Origin of the sequence: Streptomyces torulosus (assembly GCF_001419765.1) — a bacterium.
GTDB classification, from domain to species: Bacteria; Actinomycetota; Actinomycetes; order Streptomycetales; family Streptomycetaceae; genus Streptomyces; species Streptomyces torulosus.
Genome location: NZ_LIRK01000492.1, coordinates 1 through 2,353, shown reverse-complemented (window position 1 = coordinate 2,353; position 2,353 = coordinate 1). Strand labels below are relative to the sequence as shown.

The following is a 2,353-nucleotide window of genomic DNA, read 5'->3' as shown; positions in this document are numbered from 1 at the left end:
GAGGGGGCAGGGGGCGGGAGCAGGTGGGCGGATGATCGTACGGGGCGTCAGGCGTTCTTGGGGGTTCGGGAGATGAGGTGCTCCGTGGACAGGGATGTACTTGCCGCGCTGGCTCGTGTCGTTGGGGATGGCTTGGCCGCCGAGGCTTCGTCCGGCCTTCCTGGGCAGGGGGATTCGGGGGCGGCTTCCGGTCTGGTCGATGCTCTGCTCGACCTGGTTCCCCGGGGCGCAGATGGGCGCCGGGACTGGTGTCTTGCTCCCTCTCTGCTGCGGGAACATCTGGCCGGCCTCGCGGACTCCGCCGGGCGGCTGGAGGAACTGGCCGTCGACGCCCGGTTCCTGGCCGTCTTCGCCCAGTCCCGGGCGGGGCGCGTGACCGCCTGTCGGCTTCACGGCGGCGACCTGTCGGTGATGTGGCCGGTCCGCGACGAGGGCTCCGGCGGCTCGGGCGTGAACCCGGGGGCCCGGCCAGTCAGGGGGTGGCAGCCGTGGAGCCCGGCGTGATCAGGCCCGACTCGTAGGCGACGACCACCGCCTGGGCGCGGTCGCGGAGGTTCAGCTTCGCGAGGATGCGGGCCACGTGGGTTTTCACGGTGGCCTCGCTCAGGTGGAAGTGCGTGGCCAGTTCGGCGTTGCTGAGACCCGTGGCCAGGGCGCGGAGGATCTGGCGTTCCCGAGGGGTGAGGGGCGTCAGGTCACGGTGGAGGGCCGGGGTGTCCGGCGTGGGGGACAGAAAGCGTTCGATGAGGCGGCGCGTGATCGTGGGGGCCAGGAGGGCGTCGCCGGTGCGGACCAGGCGGACGGCGGCCACCAGGTGTTCCGGCGTGACGTCCTTGAGGAGGAAGCCGCTGGCACCCGCCGCGAGGGCGGCGTACACGTACCGGTCCAGGTCGAACGTGGTCAGCATGACGATGCGGGGCGGCGTCGGGAGATCGGCCGCGAGGATCTCGCGGGTCGCCTCCAGACCGTCCTTGCCGGGCATGCGGATGTCCATCAGGACCAGGTCCGGGTGGGTGCGGTGGACCGCCTCCACCGCCTCGTCACCGTCGGCCGCCTGCGCCACCACGTCCATGCCGTCCGCCGTCAGGATCATGCTGAAGCCGGTGCGGACGAGGGCTTGATCGTCCGCTATCACCAGGCGAGGCGGCGGGGAGCTCGGGGACGGCTGAGAGCTGGGCGGTGGCGGGGTCATGGCGTCTTCTCCGTGCCGGTCAGGGGGATCACCGCTTCGACGCGGTAACCGCCCGTCGGCCGTGGGCCCGTGCTGAGGGTGCCTCCGTAGACCGTGAGGCGTTCACGGAGGCCCAGCAGGCCCCGGCCGGTGCCTGCCGCGGCCTCGGGGGCGGGGGTGCCGCCCGTGTCCGTCACCTCCACCCGGACCGCGGTGGGGGTGTGCTCGACGGTGACCGCGACGCGGGCGCCCGCCGCGTGCTTCACCGCGTTCGTCAGGGCCTCCTGCACCACCCGGTACGCGGCGAGGTCCGCGCCGGGCGGCAGGGGGGACGCGGGTGACGGACGTGACGGAGCCGGGGTGAGGGTGAGGTCCACGGGGACGCCGGTCCCGCGTACGCGGTCCACGAGGGCGGGCACGTCGGCCAGGCCCGGTTGCGGGGAGAGGGCGGGATCCGTCGGCGTCGGCACGGGGGACGATCCGGCCGGGGCTTCCGTCGTCATCGTCAACAGGTGCATGACGTGCCGTAGTTCGGACATCGCCGTGCGGCCGCTCGCCTCCACGGCGAGCAGCGCTTCGCGGGCGCGGTCCGGCGCGGCGTCCATCACCTTGCGGGCCGCACCCGCCTGGATCACCATCACGCTCACATTGTGGGTGACGACGTCGTGCAACTCCGCGGCGATACGGGAACGTTCGCGGTCGACTGCCAGCCGGGTCGCGGTCTCCTGCTCGTCCTTCAGGGCGTGTACGCGTTGCTTCCAGGTGTGGATCGCGTTGGCGCCCAGGCCCACACCGAGCAGGACGACGAACGGGATCACACTGGGAGTGAGGTACGGGAAGTTCTCCTCGGGGTACGCCGCGATCAGGCCGGCACCCGCCACGAGGCTCGCGATCGTGCCCAGCCGGTGCGGGCTGTGCACGGCCGCGCTGTACGCGGCGATCACGCACGACAGGAACGTGTACACGGTCGTGTCGCCGGCCCCCAGGCGCTGGTTGAACAGCAACGCCGCACCGGTCACCGCCCAGAACGCCGCCAGTGGCCAGCGGCGTCGCACGGCCAGGGGCAGCGCGGTCAGGGCCGCCAGGAGCAACTGCCAGGTGTGCACGGGGACGAGATGCGATTCCGGGGGCGCCCCGGGCAGGGGCGGTACGACCGGCGGCACCGGTACGGCTCCCGGGAGC

At 72.8% G+C, this 2,353-nt stretch carries 2 protein-coding genes; both read right to left on the bottom strand.

Going from position 1 to position 2,353, the window contains the following annotated elements; all coding sequences use genetic code 11:
- Positions 1 to 472 precede the first annotated feature (472 nt).
- The gene (locus AOK23_RS30895) at positions 473 to 1,192 is read right to left on the bottom strand and encodes a response regulator (RefSeq protein ID WP_055715872.1); all 720 of its coding nucleotides are present in this window, start codon (positions 1,190 to 1,192) and stop codon (positions 473 to 475) included.
- On the bottom strand, positions 1,189 to 2,353 hold a 1,165-nt coding region (locus tag AOK23_RS30890), incomplete at its 5' end, for a sensor histidine kinase (protein ID WP_055715871.1). The genes AOK23_RS30895 and AOK23_RS30890, both read right to left, overlap by 4 nt.

Coding starts and splice junctions, on each gene's coding strand:
- AOK23_RS30895 (WP_055715872.1), bottom strand. CDS start 1,192: ATGACCCCGCCACCGCCCAGCTCTCAGCCGTCCCCGAGCTCCCCGCCG.